Raw genomic sequence first — 15,786 nt, 5'->3', positions numbered from 1 at the left:
CGTGGCAAAACGCAATCCTTATGCACAACGTGAATGGCTGCCTCATGAAAAACCGATGCTGCCGGGTTCACCTTCCACCCCAATCCACTCGCCCTCAAAGCGCGTGGCGTTCGGCATTATCGGACTGCTGATCTCCATCACCGGCGCGCTCAGTAATGCGCTGGTGACAGCCAACCTCACCAATCTTCAGGGCACCTTTGGCGCTTACAGCAATGAGATTGCCTGGCTGCCGGCTGTCTACGTGATGGGCAACATTTCCATCAACCTGCTGCTGGTTAAATTTCGTCAGCAGTTTGGCCTGCGGCTGTTCACCGAAGCTTTTCTCGTGCTTTACGTCATCGTGGCGTTCTTCCATATTCTGGCCAACGATCTTAGTTCCGCCATTATTGTGCGCACTGCTCACGGAATGGTGGGCGCGGCGCTTAGCTCGCTTGGCATCTATTACCAAATTCAGGCCTGGCCGGCGAAACACCGACTCAAAGCCCTGGTGATCGGCATTACCGCATCCCAGCTGGCGATCCCGCTCGCCCGTTTGTTCTCTACCGAATTGCTCCAGTTGGAGGAGTGGCGCGGTCTTTATCTGTTTGAGTTAGGGCTGGCGATGATAGCGCTCGGTTGTGTTCTGGTGGTGAAGTTGCCGCCGGGCGACCGTATCAAGGCCTTTGAGAAGATGGATTTTGTCACTTTTATCCTGCTGGCACCCGGCATGGCACTGCTGTGCGGCGTGCTATCGCTGGGCCGCATCGAGTGGTGGTTTACCACGCCGTGGTTGGGTATTTCATTAGCCATTTCGTTGGTGCTGATTGTTGCGGCAATGGTGGTGGAACATAACCGCGCGAATCCACTGATTAACACCCGATGGCTCAGCAACGGCATGATTGTGCGACTGGGCATTGTCATGATCATGATGCGTATTGTGCTGGCCGAGCAAAACACCGGCGCGGTGGGCTTCCTGCAACAGCTTGGGCTGCTGAATGACCAGATGCGTGGCTTGGCTTTAGCGATTATCGCTGGGGTGATTTTTGGCATGATCGCCAGTGCATTGACCATCAAACCGACGCATCTCAGCTGGCCGATCGTCACCTCGCTGGTGGTGATGATCATCGCCTCGTACATGGATGCACAATCCAGCCCAGTGACACGCGGCAACAACTTGTATGTCAGTCAGTTTTTACTCGGCTTTAGCAGCGCGTTCTTCCTCGCACCCGCGATGCTGTTAGGGATTGGCGGTGTGGTGACGCAGCCGAAAAATCTGGTGAGTTTTGTGGTGCTGTTTGGCATGAGCCAAAATCTGGGCGGGCTAATTGGCTCGGCGATTCTCGGCACCTTCCAGACGTGGCGGGAGAAGTACCACTCCAGCCTGCTGGGCGATCAGCTGTCACAGCTTGATCCCAATGTCACCGAGCGCCTCAGCCAATACAGTTCACTGTTTAGCAGCCAGTTGCCCGACAACGTCCTGCTCAGTGCGCAAAGCAGCAGCCAGCTTCAAGCCGTGGCCACCCTACAGGCTAACGTGCTGGCCTACAACGACACCTATTTATTGACTGCCGCGATGGCGCTGATCACCCTGATGTGGGTGCTGTGGCGATTGACGCGGCTGCGTTATATCAACTGGCGTCAGGCACGCCATAATTTGACAGAACAGCGTCAGCAAGCTTCAAACCCGACGGAGAATTCATGAGCCAACAGGACGATATTCAGGCTGCGGAGCGCGAACGCGCCAACCGCCGACGCATTCTTTCCATCGCTTTCGGCAGCGGCATTGTAATTGTTGGCGTATTGGTGATTTTATACGCCTGGCAGCTGTGGCCGTTTACCAGCACGATTCAGTCAACGGAGAATGCCTATGTGCGCGGGCAGGTCACCTTTATCAGCCCGCAGGTCAGCGGCTATCTGACCGACGTCAATGTGGTGGATTTACAACCGGTCACTAAAGGGCAGTTACTGATGACCATTGACGATCGGATCTATCGCCAGCGCGTGCATCAGGCGCAAGCGCAGCTGGATATGAAAATCGCTGCGCAAAACAATAACCAACAGCAGCGCCGCAGTGCGGAAGCCAATATTCTCAGCAATAAAGCTGCGCTGGAGAATGCGAAAGCCCAGGCGCTGAAAAGCAGCCTTGACCTGAAGCGTGTCGAAAATCTGGCGGCCGATGGGTCGCTCTCCGTGCGTGAACGTGACGCGGCGCGTGCCGCTAACGCGCAGGCACAAGCGCAACTTCGCCAGGCAGATGCGCAGGTTGCGGTATCGCAGCAGAGTTTACAAACGGTCATCGTGAATCGCGGTTCCCTGGAAGGTGATGTAGCCAGTGCCAAAGCCGCACTGGAACTGGCCAATATCGATCTGGCCAATACGCGGATTATTGCGCCCGACAGCGGACAGCTGGGGCAATTGTCGGTGCGTAAAGGGACCTATGTCACGGCGGGTACGCGCCTGACGTCAGTGGTGCCGGATAACAAATGGGTCATCGCCAATCTGAAAGAGACACAGCTGGCACGGGTGCGCCCAGGATTACCCGTGACGATTCGGGTTGATGCGCTGGACGGCAAGCGTTTTGACGGCCGGGTTGAATTTATTTCCCCCGCCGCCGGTTCGGAATTCAGTGCCATTTCACCGGACAATGCCACTGGTAACTTCGTGAAGATCGCACAGCGTATTCCGGTACGTATTCAAATCCTCGGCGATACCGAAGGATTGCGTCCCGGCATGTCGGTTGAAGTCAATATTGATACCGCAGCAGAGCCGCACAAGGATGCGCCATGAAGCGGTTAATTCTTGCCTCGCTGATGGCGTTGATGGTCAGCGGCTGCGCGACCGAAGTGGAAAAGGCCCCGACATCTTTACCGATCCCGGACAGCTGGCGCCAACAGGTTGGCCCATCGGCAGCTCCCGAAGCACAGTGGTGGCAACGCTTTGGCGACGATAACCTTAACCGCTTAGTGAACCAGGCGTTGCAGCATAACAGCGATATCCTGATTGCCCGTTCACGGGTCGATCAGTACCGCGCGCAATTGCGTGCTGCGCAGGGGGATAATTTCCCCACGCTATCCGCCGGGGTTGCCGCCACGCATCAGCGTGCATTGTCGGCGGTGACCGGGCAGCCGTATGAGAATGCCGTCTTCCAGGGACTGCTGCAGGCTAACTATGACGTGGATCTCTGGGGCAGTCGCAGCAACAACATTCTTGCCTCGCAAGCGTCACTGGATGCCCAGCGTGCTGCAGCCTCAGCGGCTGAATTAACGGTTGCCAGTTCGGTGGCCTCCGGTTACCTCAGTTTGTGCGCGCTGGACGAACAATTGCGCGTCACAGAAGCCACGCTGGCCACGCGTGAAAACTCGCTAAATCTTGCACAGCGCCAGTTTGAAACCGGCTATACCTCGCGACTGGAGTGGATGCAGGCGGCATCGGAATATCAGACCGCCAAAGCGCAGGTGCCGCAGTTACAGCATCAAATCGAACAACAAGAGAATGCACTCAGCGTGCTGGTGGGCATGAATCCGCGCGAGATTGCCCGTACCCGCAACTTCGACCACATCAAACCGCAGACGCTGCCGACGTTGTTGCCGTCTCAGTTGCTCAACCGCCGCCCGGATATTGTGCAGGCGCAGCGCCAGTTGATTGCAGCGGATGCCTCGCTGGCCTCGGCGCAGGCCGATTTATTGCCGTCGCTTAATCTGACGGCGACCGGCACGCTGCAAAGTTATCAATTGCATCAGTTACTCGACAATCCCTTCCGCCTGTGGAGCATCGGCGGCAGCATTCTCGCACCGTTATTAAACCGCGAAGCACTGACGGCGCAGGTGGATGTGGCGATGGCCACACGTAACCAGGCGCTTTATGGCTATGAGAAAGTGGTGCGCGGTGCCTTTTCGGATGTGGATAACGCGTTGGATGCCATTCGTCGCAGTCAGGAACAGCTGACGGAATTGCAGAAGCAAGAAGGCTATGTGACAGAAGCATTCCGCATCGCACGTAATCGTTATCAGAACGGTTATGCTTCTTATCTGGATGAACTGGACGCGCAGCGCACCTTGTTTAGCACTCAGCTCAATATTGTCTCAGTGAAAAACACTCTGTTGCTCGCTCAAATCGATCTTTACCGATCGCTCGGCGGCGGCTGGCAGGGCTAAACATCATGCCACAAGCCGGTTTTGCGGCAGATTTTACGCTGTAAACCCGGCAATATCCGCTTTTTCCATGGAATGAGGCGCTGCTTAAGTCATTCGTGCTTTTTTTTACTTGTCTTTACATATAGTGGTATTATTCGCGCGCTTTACAAAGTCTGAACGGATCAGTGCAAGTTCAATTACGCACACGGTCGCCATTTGTGGTGATTGGCTACGACAGGGGAAACAAAGGAAATGATGAATAAAAAAGCGGCGCTTGCCTTAATCGTGACAGCAGCATTAATGACGGGTTGCGCTCCGCGCACCGCACCCATTCAGAACGTGAGCCAGACCGTTGGGCAGAGCTACACGGATAGTCAAATGCAGCGCGCCATCGTTGAAGCCGGTGCGGCCAACCACTGGGTGATTTCCCCAGCAGGCCCGGGCGTGATGAACGGTAAGCTGTCCGAGCGTGGTCATACGGCCGACATTCGCATCACTTATGCTGCAAACAGCTACCGCATTGATTACGTGAGCAGTACCAATCTGAAAGCGGGCAGCGGCCAGATCCATCGTAACTACAACCGCTGGATTCAGAATCTGAACCAGGGTATTCAGACGCGTCTTGCGGTTCAGGCCGTAAAATAAGCGCCATGCGTGATCGCTGACATAATGTTTTAAAGAAAGCGCTAACGCTGCCGAAAGAGAAAACAGGCGGGCCATGTGCCCGCCTTGTTAATCGGCGACATTCGCATGAGACGGATGACGGACTCGAACGCAAGCAGGGAAGGGATGCCGCACAGCGAAAATCTGACCATCCCTGAGGCTGATGAAAGAATACAGGTATGAAACTCGCTTACACCCTGGTTGACTGGCACGCGATTGCACCAGGTCACAGCACTGCCGATGAGTGGCAGCACTGGGCCGGGCAGCAAACCGCGTTGGACGCCACCCTACCGATCGCCAAACCCCAATTTTTGCCGATGATGACTGCACGTCGCCTGAGCGCGGGCAGCCGTGCGGCTGTGGAGAGCGGGCTGGCGCTACTGGCACGTCAAACGGTGGATGCCATTGTGTTTACCAGCCGCCACGGTGAGCTGGAACGTAATCTGCGCATACTCACGGCGTTAAAAGATCAGCAGGCGCTGTCTCCGACCGATTTTGCCATGTCCGTACACAACTCTGCGGTGGGTAGCTTAACCATTGCGGCGCGACAGCCGCTGGTATCTTCGTCGATTTCAGCGGGCATGGACAGTTTTCAACAGGGTTTGCTTGAGGTCGCGGCTTTGCATCAGGCGGGCTACGCGCAGGTGCTGCTGGTGGATTTCGATGGCGTTATACCTGCCTATTATCAGCCGTGGCTAACCGAAATTGATCGCTTCAACGCCCCTTACGCGGTGGCTCTGTTGTTGCAATCCGGCAATGAGTGGCGCTGCACAGCAGAGCCTGCGCGCCCCGACGCCGAGACTTTGCCGCAAAGTCTGCAATTCCTGCAGGCGATGTTGCAGGGTGACGAACGAATGACGATTGCCGGTGAACGTCACCTGTGGCACTGGGAGCGGCATCATGGCGGATAATTCGTTAGCCCTGCGCTGGCGTGCTGGCTGCAACTTTTACTGGCGATTGGTGATGACCGCCGTGAGTTTTACGCTGTTCAGCGTTGGCGGTCTGCTGCTGTCTGTGACCTGGTTTAACCTGCTGCTGTTGATTCAGCGCGATGGTCTGCGTCGGCGTCAGATTGCACGCAGCAGCATTGCCTGGAGCTTCCGCTGTTTCCTGCGCTTCTGTCGCTTTGTCGGCGTCTACGATTATCAGATCATCGGTGCGGAACGACTGCGCCAGGATCGCGGCTGCCTGATTGTAGCCAACCACCCCTCGCTGATCGATTATGTGATGATTGCTTCGGTTCTGCCGGAAATGGATTGTCTGGTTAAGGCCGAATTGCAGCACAACATTTTTTTTAATGGCGTAATCAAATCTGCCGATTACCTGATTAACAGCGAAGCCGATAGCTTGTTGCCAGATAGCCAGCAGCGTTTAGCGCGCGGCGATACCATCCTGATTTTTCCTGAAGGTACGCGTACCCGTTATGGTGAACCGTTGAAGCTGCAACGCGGTGCCGCCAATATCGCGGTGCGTGCCGGATGCGATCTGCGCGTGGTACATATTAGCTGCACCCAGCGTATGCTCGATAAGCAAAGTCACTGGTATCAGATTCCGCTGGTTAAACCCGTTTTTACTGTACGCGTACAATCGCGTATTGATAGCCAGGCCTTCAGTGAAGCCGAAGAAGATGCGCAGCCGCTCGCCGCGCGTCGCCTGACGCGTCACCTGCAACAGGCACTGGTCCCTGAAGAGACAAAGTAAGTTATGCAAGCACTGATTGACGACATCAAACTGATGATTATCGACACGCTGAATCTGGAAGATATCAGCCCGGGCGATATAGAAACCGACGCACCCTTGTTTGGCGAAGGGTTGGGACTCGATTCAATCGATGCCCTTGAGCTGGGACTGGCGGTGAAAAATCGCTTCGGCGTACAGCTTTCCGCAGAAAGCGAAACCTTACGCGCGCACTTTTTTTCCGTGGCCACGCTGGCCGCGTTTGTTGAACAACAGCAAGCCTGAGAACAGTCAAAATGATGAATAAAGACGAAATTTACCAGGAAGTGGCCTCGCTACTCACCTCGCTGTTTGAAATTGATGCCGATGATATCCGCCCGGATGCCCGTCTCTATGAAGACCTCGAACTCGACAGCATTGATGCGGTGGATATGGTGGTGCACCTGCAAAAGCGTACCGGCCGTAAAATCAAACCTGAAGCCTTCCGTGCGGTTCGCACTGTGCAGGATGTGGTGGATGCCGTCGATCAACTGATGCGCGACGAAGCCTGATTTCCGGCATGCCAGCCTTTCTGCGCCTGTTAAATGGTCTGGCCCTGCTGGCCTGGCCATTTCTGGTGTGGCTCGCTGTCACCCATCCGCAATGGCGTGGTGTGATTGCTCTGTTAGCCTTGCTGTTTGGCTGGCGCATCTGGCAGTTACGTCACGCGCAGGGCGCGATGGGGCGAGTGATGCTGTTGCTGGCGCTGGTGGGCACCTTACTGTGCCTTGCCAGCATGCTGTTGCGCAGCCAGCATTTGTTGCTGTGGTATCCGGTGGTGGTGAATACGCTGATGCTGCTGCTGTTTGGCACATCTTTATGGAGCCCCATGCCACTGGTCGAACGTTTAGCGCGGCTGCGTGAAGCGGATTTGCCCGCGCGGGCAGTGCGCTATACGCGGCGCGTGACACAGGTATGGTGTGGGTTTTTCATTTTTAACGGCAGCGTGGCGTTGGTCACTTGCCTGCTCAATGATCTCTCGCTGTGGACACTCTGGAATGGGTGCATCAGCTATCTGCTGATGGGCACGCTGATGGGCGGCGAATGGCTGCTGCGTCAGCGTATGAGGAACAAGGCATGAAGGTGGTGAGTATCCGCGACTGGCTCGAAGCGCCGGATCGTGTCGTGGCCTGGCAAGGGCAGCAACAGCATTGGTTATCGGAAATGCGCCAGCAGGTGATGGCGTTAGTGGAAACATTGCAACGGCTGCCGGGCCAGCACTGGGCGTTATGCTTCGATAACAGTTATCACTTCACGGCTGCGCTGCTGGCGTTATGGCACGCCGGTAAAACCCCGGTGATCCCCGGACATTGTCGGGCCGCGCAGCTGGAAGAGATGGCAGAACAATTGGATGGCGTGATCAGCGATATGCCGCTGGCGGTGTCCCTGCCACAATTGCGCTGGGACGGTGCACTGGCGCTGGGTGAGCTGCCTGCCATCGCCGGGGATGCCGCGCTGGTGTTGTTCACCTCCGGGTCCACGGGCACCCCACGTCGCGTAGTGAAATCACTGCGTGCACTCGATCTCGAAGCGCAGTGGCTGGCGGCGTTATGGGCCGAACGTCTGCAGCAATGCCACGTCATTGCCTCAGTGAGCCATCAGCATCTGTATGGCCTGACGTTTCGCATTGTGTTACCGATGGCGTTAAGTTTGCCACTCGCCGCCCAGCAAATTTTTTACGGTGAGCAGTTGGCCGATCAGCGTCGCGATCGACGCTACGCCTTTATTAGCAGTCCGGCCTTTTTGCGACGCCTTGATCCTGCCCTGGAAGCGCCGTCGTGTGCGTTGATTGTTTCGGCAGGCGGGGCTTTGCCCTGGGCTGATGCGCAACGTGCTCAGGATGCCTTCGCTTGTGCGGTGGATGAGATTTACGGCAGCACCGAAACCGGCGTGATGGGCTGGCGCTATGCGCAGGAAGAAAACGCCCCGTGGCACTGTTTTCCACAGGTCAGGCTGGAGCAGCAGGCATCTGCTGAATGGCGGGTGTTTTCGGCGTTGCTGGAAACCACTGAGGGTTGGCCGCTCGACGATCGTATTGTGCAACAGCCCTCCGGCGTATTTCAGCTGGCGGGGCGTCAGGATCGGGTGGTGAAGATCGAAGATAAGCGCGTTTCTCTCAGTGAGATCGAGCGACGACTGCTGGCCTTACCCGGCGTGGAAGATGCTGCCGCTCTGGCGATTCAGCGTCACGGACGTCAGGCGATTGGCGTGGTGCTGGCTTTGCCGGACGCGCTGGATGCCGCAACGCTGACCCAACGCAAGAAACAATGGAAAATCGCGCTGCAACCCTGGCTTGAACCCGTCGCCATGCCGCGTTACTGGCGTGTCGTCAACGCGATTCCGGTGACGGCGCAGAGTAAACGCGCCTGGCCCCAAATTGAGGAACTGTTTGATGTTGCCGGTTGAACTCAACGCCCTGCAGCAGGGCGCAACACTGACGTTGCGCCTGCATGCTGCCGCGGATCTGTTTTGGTTCCGCGGCCACTTCCCGACCTTACCGATTTTACCCGGCGTGGCGCAACTCGACTGGGCTTTACATTACGGCCTGTCACGCCTGGCCATCGGTAAACACTTCCGTTCTATTGAGAACATCAAGTTTCAGCAGCCGGTACCGCCTGATGCGGAGCTGGAGCTGCAGCTGAGCTGGCAGGAAGACAAATCATTGCTGAGCTTTAGCTACAGCCTGATTCGCGTGGACAGCATTGAGATTGCCAGCAGCGGGAAGATTCGCCTGTGCTGAATGCGCCTTTCAAACCCTGTGTTCTGATTCCCTGTTATAACCACGGTGCCATGCTGGCCTCGGTGCTGGCGCGGCTGGCTCCTTTTAATCTGCCGGTGATTATCGTCGATGACGGCAGTGATACGCAGACGCAGCAGCAGATCGCCGCCCTTGAGGCCCCACAGCTGGATATCCTCACCTTGCCGGTGAATCAGGGCAAAGGTGCGGCGGTGATCGCCGGGATGCGCAGAGCCGCCGCAGCAGGGTACAGCCACGCGCTACAACTCGACGCGGATGGTCAGCATCAGGTGGAAGACACGCCGCGCATGCTGGCGGAAGCGGAAAGCCATCCCGATTGCCTGATCTCCGGCCAGCCTGTTTACGATGATTCCATTCCGAAATCCCGCTTGTATGGCCGTTACATCACCCATTTTTGGGTGTGGATTGAAACGCTCTCCTTCTCACTAAAAGACAGCATGTGCGGTTTCCGTGTTTACCCGCTGCAACCTTCATTAGCACTCTGCGATCGCCACCCGATTGGGCAGCGTATGGATTTCGACACCGAAATCATGGTGCGACTCTACTGGCAGGGTACGCCGAGCCGCTTTATCAGCACGCGCGTCACCTATCCGGAAAGTGGCCTGTCACATTTTGATGCCTTGCACGACAACCTGCGTATCTCATGGATGCACACGCGCCTGTTCTTTGGCATGGTGCCGCGTATCCCACAGTTACTGAGCCGGGGTAAAACGGCGCAGCACTGGGCCGCCACGCCAGAACGCCGGGGTCAGAGCGGGTTGCGTTTTATGCTGTGGTTGTACCGTCGCGCTGGGCGGCTGCCGTTTGTGCTGTTGCTTTGGCCGGTGGTGGCGGTTTACTGGTTGAGCGGACGTGAGGCGCGTAACGCTTCTCAGCAATGGCTGACGCGGGTGCAGGCAGAAGCCAGTAAACAGCAGATTGCCCTGCCAGCGCCGATCAATAGCTATCGCCACTTTCTGCGCTTTGGTTACAGCATGCTGGATAAAGTCGCCAGCTGGCGCGGAGAGGTGCAGTGGGGGCGCGATATTGATTTTGCGCCGGGTGCCGAAGCGGTCATCCGTGCTGCGGATGGCAAAGGACATTTGATCCTCGCTTCGCATCTGGGTGATATCGAAGCTTGCCGCGCGATGGCAAAGCAGGTCAGCGGGCTGGTGATCAACGCGCTGGTGTTTACCGATAACGCCCAGCGCTTTCGCGAGGTGCTGGAGAGCATCGCGCCGCAGGCCGGGGTAAATCTGATGCCGGTCACCGATATCGGCCCGGATACGGCCATTCTGCTGCAGCAAAAACTGGATGCCGGTGAATGGGTGGCGATTGTCGGCGATCGTACCGCCGTGCATCGTCAGCGCGGGGGCGAACGCCGCGTGGTGTGGAGTGCATTTATGGGCCGTCCGGCACCGTTTCCGCAGGGGCCTTTTGTGCTGGCCGCCGCCTTACGCTGTCCGGTGCTGTTGATGTTTGCCTTGCGGGAACAGGGCAGACTGCGTGTGCATTGTGAGCCTTTTGCCGATCCGATCCTGCTGCCGCGAGCCCAACGACAGGCGGCGCTGCAGGCCACGGTGGATCGCTATGCTGAACGACTGCAACAGCATGCGCTGATGGCGCCGCTGGACTGGTTTAACTTTTACGATTTCTGGACGTTACCAGAGGAGAAGAGCCGCGATGAGTGAACATATCTGGCGCGTTGAGGTTGAATTAACCGTGTCGTTCCACGACTGCGACCCGATGGGCGTGGTGTGGCACGGCAACTATTTCCGTTTTTTTGAAGTGGCGCGTGAAGCGCTGTTGCGCAGCATCAACTATAGCTACGGTGAGATGACCGCCAGCGGTTTTGTCTGGCCAGTGGTGGACACGCGTGTCAAATACCGCCAGCCGTTACGCTGTGAAGAGGTGATCCGCGTGGAAGCCCGCATTACGGAATACGAGAACCGCTTGCGTATCGATTATGTCATCCGCAATGCGGCCGGCCAGGTCACCACCAAAGCACACACGCTGCAAGTGGCGGTGGATGCGGCAAGTCAGGAGATGAATTTCGTTTCACCCGATATTTTATTTGAACGCCTGGGAGTCAAACCGTGATCAGAACTCTTTGTCTGATGCTGACGTTGCTGTGTGCCAGTGCACAGGCCATCACGTTGGATCAGCTGCAGCAGCGTTTTGCCAGCCAGCCGGTAATCCGCGCCAACTTCGAGCAGGTGCGCACCATTTCTGGTATGTCGCAGCCGCTGGTGTCGCGTGGCCAGTTATTAATCGCCCAGCAACAAGGTTTATGGTGGCATCAGGCCACGCCGTTTGTGATGACTTTGATTCTTGATGATAAGCGGATGGTTCAGAGCATGAGCGGTCAGCCGCCGCAGGTGATCACCGCCGACAGCAATCCACAGATGTTTCAGTTCAATCATCTGCTGCGCGCCTTGTTTCAGGCCGACGAAAAAGTGCTGCACGAGAATTTCGAACTCGATTTCCGCGATCAAGGCAATGATAAATGGCAGCTGAGCCTGACGCCGAAGGCGGCACCGCTGAATAAAATCTTCAACCGCATCGATCTGCAGGGCGCAGCCTTCCTTAACAGCATTACGCTGGATGATAAGCAGGGTGATAAAACCGCCATCACTTTAAGTGACACCCGCACCGAGCCGAAACAACTGACTGATGAAGAGCGAGCACGTTTTGCCCCAGCGCAGTGAGAAAACCGCTGCGCTGCTGTGGCTGGCGGTATGTCTGGCATTGGCGGTGGCACTGGCCATCCTGTTGCCGCGCAGCCAGCTGAACAGCAGCGTGCTGGCTTTATTGCCGCAACAAAATCTGGGTCAAGCACCCGCTGAGATCCAGCAAGGCTTTATGCAGCGGCTGGATCGCCAACTGGTATGGCTGGTGAGCGCCGATGATGCGCATGGCGATGAAGTGGCAGAGTGGTGGCAAGCGCAGCTTCAGGCGCTGCCGATGCTGAAACAGGTTAGCGGTGCGCTGGATGATGACCAGATGCAGCGTTGGGGCACTTACGCCTTCCAGCATCGTAACGGCCTGATCGATCCGTTGACGCGCGCACGCCTGCAAAACGGCGGTACGGCACAAGCCGACTGGATTCTGGCGCAACTGTTCTCAGCGTTTGCCGGTGTGAGCAGTAAAGAAATTCAAAACGACCCGCTGATGCTGGTGCGTGGCGCGCAACTGGCACTGCAGCAGAATGCCAGCAAAATGGTGCTGCATAACGGCTGGTTAACCGTGAATGACGCCCAGCAGCGCCGCTGGTATTTCCTGCACGGTGAACTGGCGAGCAACGCCTTTAGCATTCAGCAAAGTCATCAGTTGGTGACCGCCCTCAATCAGCTTGAACAGCAGTTAAAAACACGCTGGCCAGATGCCCAGCTGTTAACGCGTGGCACCGTGCTGTTTAGCGATGATGCCAGCCAGCGCGCGCAGCATGATGTCGAAACGCTCGGCAGCGTCACACTGGCCGGCTTGCTGCTGCTGGTGTGGCTGGTGTTTCGCTCGCTGCGGCCCCTGGCGCTGTGTGCGCTCTCGGTGGCGATAGGCGCGATGGCGGGTACGGTGCTGACCTTGATCTATTTTGGTGAGCTGCATCTCACGACGTTAGTGATGAGCCTCAGCATTGTCGGCATCTCTGCCGATTATACCTTGTACTATCTGACGGAACGCATGGTACACGGCGAACAATCCACGCCATGGCAAAGCCTGCACAAGGTGCGGGCCACTTTACTGCTGGCACTGGGCACCACGGCGATTGCCTGGCTGCTGATGTTGCTGGCACCGTTCCCCGGTTTGCGCCAGCTGGCGGTGTTTGCCGCCAGCGGGTTAAGTGCCTCTTGCCTGACGGTGATCTGTTTTTATCCATGGCTGGTGCGCGGCCTGCCGGTGCGCCCCATCCCCGGCATGGTGTGGCTGGCGCGCTGGTTAGCGGCATGGCGCCGCAACACGCTGTTAAAAGTTGGATTGCCACTTCTGGTGGCGCTCTATGCATTGAGCGGTATCCTGCAACTGCATGTCGATGACGATATTGCCCATCTGCAGAGCGCTCCCGCGAAACTGCTGGCGCAGGATCGCCAACTGGCACAGCTCACGGGGCAGCAGGCCGATCAAACCTGGTTTGTGGTATGGGGCGATAACGAACAGCAGGCATTGCAGCGTCTCAGCGAATTAACACCAAAGCTGCAACTGGCGCAGCAGCAGGGTTGGATGGCGGGTTATCGCGTATTGCCGCTTAATTCGCTGGATCAGCAACAGCAGGATCTGCAGCTGTTGCAGCAGGCCGCGCCAACTATCCTGGCGCGGTTAACACAGGCAGGCATCACGTTAACCCATGCCGACTTAACGGCGATGCCAGTCAAAGCCGATAACTGGCTGGCGAGTCCGCTGAGTGAGGGCTGGCGTTTGCTATGGCTCTCGTTGCCGGATGGACGCAGCAGTGTGCTGGTACCGGTCAATGGCGTGAAAAACAGTGCGGCGTTATTGGACTTAGCCACGCAGCAGGCGGGCGTGAGCTGGGTCGATCGCAAAGCCAGCTACGATGAGCTGTTCCGCTTCTGGCGTACGCTGCTGAGTGGCCTGTTGGCACTCGCGCTGCTGCTGATTACCGTCAGTTATATCGTAAGGCTGGGTTTGCCCGCGGGCATACGGAGCGCGTTGCCTTCCTGGCTGTCGCTGGCGGCAGCGCTGGCAACATTAGGCTGGATTGGCGCCAGCCTGAACTTATTTGCCTTGCTGGCGCTGATTCTGGTGCTGGGCATCGGCATCAATTACACGTTGTTCTTCAGTAATCCGCGCGGTACGCCACTGACCTCAATGCTGGCCGTCACGCTGGCGATGATGACCACACTGCTGACGTTGGGCATGCTGGTGTTCAGCAGCACGGCGGCGATCAGTGGTTTTGGCACGGTGCTGTGCAGCGGGATCTTTTGTGCATTCTTGCTGGCCCCACTGGCGCTGGCACCAGGGAAAAGGAAGCAACGATGAAAACAGGTGCTTTGTTGTTGATGCTGAGTCTGCTGTTGAGCAGTTGCGCACAGCATGACAGCGCATCCAATCGGCCCACCGCGTGGCTGAAACCGGGCGTGCGCGTCACGTTGCCTGCGCCGGGCATTTCACCTGCGTTTCAGCAGCAGCAACTGCTGACCGGCCACGCCAAAGGTAAAACCCAGTCACTGCTGGTGCTGTTGAGCGCCGATTCACAGCAAATCAGCCTGGCGGGATTGTCCTCACTGGGCATTCGCTTGTTCCGCGTGACCTATGATAAAAACGGGATTCATACGCAGCAGATGATGGCGCTGCCCGAAATGCCGCCCGCCAGCCAGGTGCTAGCGGATGTCATGCTGAGCCACTGGCCGCTGAGTGCATGGCAGCCACAGTTGCCGCCAGGCTGGCAGTTGATCGACGATGGCGATCGTCGTGAGTTGCGCGATCCTGCCGGTAACGTAGTGACGTTGATTCGCTATCTGCAACGGGGAACCGTGCGTGAACCGATCAGCATCGACCAGCGCGCATTCGGTTATCAAATTCAAATCCAGCATCTGGACGCATCCTCATGATCTACATTTCGGCGTTTGGCATGGTGAATGCGCTCGGCAACTCACTGGAGCAGATTGCCGCGCAGTTGGCGTCAGGCCATGCTCCCGGCATGCAGCCGCGCGAGGGCTGGTTGCAGCAAGGTAAAACCTGTTGGCTGGGCGAGGTGCCGGGCGAATTGCCGTCAGTGCCCGTCGCACTTGCCGCGCATAACACGCGCAATAATCAGCTGCTGCTGGCGGCACTGGCGCAGATCCGTCCGGCCGTGGATGCGGCGATTGCCCGGTTTGGTTGTGAGCGCGTGGCGGTGGTGCTGGGCACCAGCACGTCAGGGGTGGACGAGGGCGATCGTCAAGTCGACGGAGGCTTGCCGGGTTACGATTACCGCATGCAAGAGTTGGGTGATCCGTCGCGCTTCCTGGCGGACTATCTTGAACTGGATGGCCCGGCGTACACGATTTCTACTGCCTGTTCCTCCAGCGCCCGCGCGTTAATCAGCGGACAGCGCTTGATTGAGGCCGGTCTGGTGGATGTGGCGCTGGTGGGCGGTGCGGATTCATTGAGCCGCATGCCAATTAACGGCTTTGCCAGCCTGGATTCGTTATCCGAGCGTCAGTGTGCGCCGTTCAGTGCAGAACGTGACGGTATTTCTATCGGTGAAGCGGGGGCGCTGCTGCTGCTCACGCGTGAGCCTCAGCCGCTGGCGCTACTTGGTGCGGGTGAATCATCAGACGCCTGGCATATGTCGGCTCCGCATCCTGAAGGCATTGGCGCCGAGCAAGCGATGAAGATGGCGCTGAAGCAGGCCGAATTGCAGCCGCAGGATATCGGCTACATTAATTTGCACGGCACCGCGACGCCACTCAACGATCAGGTCGAGTCGGGCGTGGTTCATCGCTTGTTTGGCGATAGCGTGCCCTGTAGTTCCACTAAGCACCTAACGGGCCATACGCTCGGTGCGGCGGGTGCGACCGAGGCGGCGCTGGCGGCACTTATCGTGCAGCAGAATCTGGC

The 15,786-nt window shown here is 57.4% G+C and carries 17 protein-coding genes; all 17 read left to right on the top strand.

Annotated features, from left to right (window positions below; all coding sequences use genetic code 11):
* Position 1 precedes the first annotated feature (1 nt).
* Positions 2-1,681: an MFS transporter gene (locus VH86_RS01280; protein WP_045831644.1), complete on the top strand. Its 1,680-nt coding sequence runs from the start codon at positions 2-4 to the stop codon at positions 1,679-1,681.
* Positions 1,678-2,766 carry an HlyD family secretion protein gene (locus VH86_RS01275; protein ID WP_038647695.1) on the top strand — a complete coding sequence of 363 codons (1,089 nt, stop codon included), beginning with the start codon at positions 1,678-1,680 and terminating at the stop codon, positions 2,764-2,766. The genes VH86_RS01280 and VH86_RS01275 overlap by 4 nt, the downstream gene beginning before the upstream one ends.
* Entirely contained in the window at positions 2,763-4,133 is a 1,371-nt protein-coding gene (locus VH86_RS01270) for an efflux transporter outer membrane subunit (protein ID WP_045831643.1), read from the top strand. Before VH86_RS01275 ends, VH86_RS01270 begins: the two co-directional genes overlap by 4 nt.
* Positions 4,134-4,364: 231 nt before the next feature.
* On the top strand, positions 4,365-4,757 hold the full coding sequence (locus VH86_RS01265; RefSeq protein ID WP_097119582.1) for a hypothetical protein: 393 nt from the start codon (positions 4,365-4,367) through the stop codon (positions 4,755-4,757).
* A gap of 197 nt (positions 4,758-4,954) precedes the next feature.
* On the top strand, positions 4,955-5,686 hold the full coding sequence (locus tag VH86_RS01260) for a beta-ketoacyl synthase chain length factor (RefSeq protein ID WP_045816219.1): 732 nt from the start codon (positions 4,955-4,957) through the stop codon (positions 5,684-5,686).
* On the top strand, positions 5,676-6,476 hold the full coding sequence (locus VH86_RS01255) for a 1-acyl-sn-glycerol-3-phosphate acyltransferase (protein WP_045831642.1): 801 nt from the start codon (positions 5,676-5,678) through the stop codon (positions 6,474-6,476). Before VH86_RS01260 ends, VH86_RS01255 begins: the two co-directional genes overlap by 11 nt.
* A 3-nt stretch (positions 6,477-6,479) precedes the next feature.
* Entirely contained in the window at positions 6,480-6,737 is a 258-nt protein-coding gene (locus VH86_RS01250) for a phosphopantetheine-binding protein (RefSeq protein ID WP_045816217.1), read from the top strand.
* 11 nt (positions 6,738-6,748) lie between these two features.
* A complete protein-coding gene (locus tag VH86_RS01245) occupies positions 6,749-7,003 on the top strand; it encodes an acyl carrier protein (RefSeq protein ID WP_034820249.1) in 255 nt (84 codons plus the stop codon).
* 8 nt (positions 7,004-7,011) lie between these two features.
* Entirely contained in the window at positions 7,012-7,572 is a 561-nt protein-coding gene (locus tag VH86_RS01240; protein ID WP_045831641.1) for a hypothetical protein, read from the top strand.
* Positions 7,569-8,897: an AMP-binding protein gene (locus VH86_RS01235; protein ID WP_045831640.1), complete on the top strand. Its 1,329-nt coding sequence runs from the start codon at positions 7,569-7,571 to the stop codon at positions 8,895-8,897. Before VH86_RS01240 ends, VH86_RS01235 begins: the two co-directional genes overlap by 4 nt.
* Positions 8,884-9,231 (top strand): hydroxymyristoyl-ACP dehydratase, encoded by a 348-nt coding sequence (locus tag VH86_RS01230; protein ID WP_038647681.1) that lies wholly within the window; start codon positions 8,884-8,886, stop codon positions 9,229-9,231. The genes VH86_RS01235 and VH86_RS01230 overlap by 14 nt, the downstream gene beginning before the upstream one ends.
* Positions 9,225-10,919, top strand: coding sequence for a glycosyltransferase (locus VH86_RS01225; RefSeq protein ID WP_045831639.1), 1,695 nt, complete (start codon positions 9,225-9,227; stop codon positions 10,917-10,919). The genes VH86_RS01230 and VH86_RS01225 overlap by 7 nt, the downstream gene beginning before the upstream one ends.
* Positions 10,912-11,328 (top strand): thioesterase family protein, encoded by a 417-nt coding sequence (locus VH86_RS01220; RefSeq protein WP_045831638.1) that lies wholly within the window; start codon positions 10,912-10,914, stop codon positions 11,326-11,328. Before VH86_RS01225 ends, VH86_RS01220 begins: the two co-directional genes overlap by 8 nt.
* A 17-nt stretch (positions 11,329-11,345) precedes the next feature.
* Entirely contained in the window at positions 11,346-11,936 is a 591-nt protein-coding gene (locus tag VH86_RS01215) for an outer membrane lipoprotein carrier protein LolA (RefSeq protein WP_197080181.1), read from the top strand.
* The gene (locus VH86_RS01210; RefSeq protein WP_045831636.1) at positions 11,902-14,223 is read left to right on the top strand and encodes an MMPL family transporter; all 2,322 of its coding nucleotides are present in this window, start codon (positions 11,902-11,904) and stop codon (positions 14,221-14,223) included. The genes VH86_RS01215 and VH86_RS01210 overlap by 35 nt, the downstream gene beginning before the upstream one ends.
* Positions 14,220-14,795: a DUF3261 domain-containing protein gene (locus VH86_RS01205; protein WP_038647671.1), complete on the top strand. Its 576-nt coding sequence runs from the start codon at positions 14,220-14,222 to the stop codon at positions 14,793-14,795. The genes VH86_RS01210 and VH86_RS01205 overlap by 4 nt, the downstream gene beginning before the upstream one ends.
* Positions 14,792-15,786, top strand: a 995-nt coding sequence (locus tag VH86_RS01200; RefSeq protein ID WP_045831635.1) for a beta-ketoacyl-[acyl-carrier-protein] synthase family protein, incomplete at its 3' end; no start/stop codon positions are given. The genes VH86_RS01205 and VH86_RS01200, both read left to right, overlap by 4 nt.

Source organism: Pantoea sp. BL1, assembly GCF_000963985.1.
GTDB lineage: Bacteria > Pseudomonadota > Gammaproteobacteria > Enterobacterales > Enterobacteriaceae > Pantoea > Pantoea rwandensis_B.
Note: the sequence above shows the minus strand (reverse complement) of the source record. Positions and strands in the feature narration are given on the sequence as shown.

Coding starts and splice junctions, on each gene's coding strand:
- VH86_RS01275 (WP_038647695.1), top strand. CDS start 1,678: ATGAGCCAACAGGACGATATTCAGGCTGCGGAGCGCGAACGCGCCAAC.
- VH86_RS01270 (WP_045831643.1), top strand. CDS start 2,763: ATGAAGCGGTTAATTCTTGCCTCGCTGATGGCGTTGATGGTCAGCGGC.
- VH86_RS01265 (WP_097119582.1), top strand. CDS start 4,365: ATGATGAATAAAAAAGCGGCGCTTGCCTTAATCGTGACAGCAGCATTA.
- VH86_RS01260 (WP_045816219.1), top strand. CDS start 4,955: ATGAAACTCGCTTACACCCTGGTTGACTGGCACGCGATTGCACCAGGT.
- VH86_RS01255 (WP_045831642.1), top strand. CDS start 5,676: ATGGCGGATAATTCGTTAGCCCTGCGCTGGCGTGCTGGCTGCAACTTT.
- VH86_RS01250 (WP_045816217.1), top strand. CDS start 6,480: ATGCAAGCACTGATTGACGACATCAAACTGATGATTATCGACACGCTG.
- VH86_RS01245 (WP_034820249.1), top strand. CDS start 6,749: ATGATGAATAAAGACGAAATTTACCAGGAAGTGGCCTCGCTACTCACC.
- VH86_RS01240 (WP_045831641.1), top strand. CDS start 7,012: ATGCCAGCCTTTCTGCGCCTGTTAAATGGTCTGGCCCTGCTGGCCTGG.
- VH86_RS01235 (WP_045831640.1), top strand. CDS start 7,569: ATGAAGGTGGTGAGTATCCGCGACTGGCTCGAAGCGCCGGATCGTGTC.
- VH86_RS01230 (WP_038647681.1), top strand. CDS start 8,884: ATGTTGCCGGTTGAACTCAACGCCCTGCAGCAGGGCGCAACACTGACG.
- VH86_RS01220 (WP_045831638.1), top strand. CDS start 10,912: ATGAGTGAACATATCTGGCGCGTTGAGGTTGAATTAACCGTGTCGTTC.
- VH86_RS01215 (WP_197080181.1), top strand. CDS start 11,346: ATGCTGACGTTGCTGTGTGCCAGTGCACAGGCCATCACGTTGGATCAG.
- VH86_RS01210 (WP_045831636.1), top strand. CDS start 11,902: ATGAAGAGCGAGCACGTTTTGCCCCAGCGCAGTGAGAAAACCGCTGCG.
- VH86_RS01205 (WP_038647671.1), top strand. CDS start 14,220: ATGAAAACAGGTGCTTTGTTGTTGATGCTGAGTCTGCTGTTGAGCAGT.